2 rRNA genes are annotated in these 652 nt (G+C 43.3%); both read left to right on the top strand.

Annotation, left to right across the window (positions count from 1 at the left end):
- Positions 1 to 57: ribosomal RNA gene (locus tag SM124_RS23960) — 16S ribosomal RNA — on the top strand; the annotation flags it as partial.
- Between the two features lie 470 nt (positions 58 to 527).
- Positions 528 to 652: ribosomal RNA gene (locus tag SM124_RS23955) — 23S ribosomal RNA — on the top strand; the annotation flags it as partial.

Below are 652 nucleotides of genomic sequence, written 5' to 3'. Positions count from 1 at the left end.
GGGGTGAAGTCGTAACAAGGTAGCCGTATCGGAAGGTGCGGCTGGATCACCTCCTTTCTAAGGATTTTTAATCGAAAAGCGGAGGCGACTGTTCAGCCTCGACAAGCACTGTAGCTTCTGGCGGAAAAGTCCTAAAGACTTTGACAGAAGAAGCGGAAGTGATTCGAGAGGCTAGGAGCCGGAGCTAGATATTACAAGAACGTGACGATATGATTTGTTCAGTTTTGAGAGAGCAATTCTCTCAATAAAATATGACTTCTTATTATAAAGTTAGGTTTATTGATAAATCTATCTTATAGAAGAAGGATGTTGCTCCTGCGCCACAGCATATTCGAAGAGGTAACTCTTCAGCTCGTCGCAAGGCAGCATGACGTAGAGCCAGGATGTCTATCATGATGTGATAGAAGTCAGTGGCCTTGTTCCTTGAAAACTAGATAATGATATATGAAGAAGGCAAAAAGAATTACCGAGTAATCGCCATCTGAAAGATTTTCTCTTAATATATGGAAAAGTAATTTTCCAAATTAGGTTAAGTTAGAAAGGGCGCACGGTGGATGCCTTGGCACTAGGAGCCGATGAAGGACGGGACTAACACCGATATGCTTCGGGGAGCTGTAAGTAAGCTTTGATCCGGAGATTTCCGAATGGGGAA

This window comes from Robertmurraya mangrovi, assembly GCF_034427655.1.
GTDB lineage: Bacteria > Bacillota > Bacilli > Bacillales > Cytobacillaceae > Robertmurraya_A > Robertmurraya_A mangrovi.
Note: the sequence above shows the minus strand (reverse complement) of the source record. Positions and strands in the feature narration are given on the sequence as shown.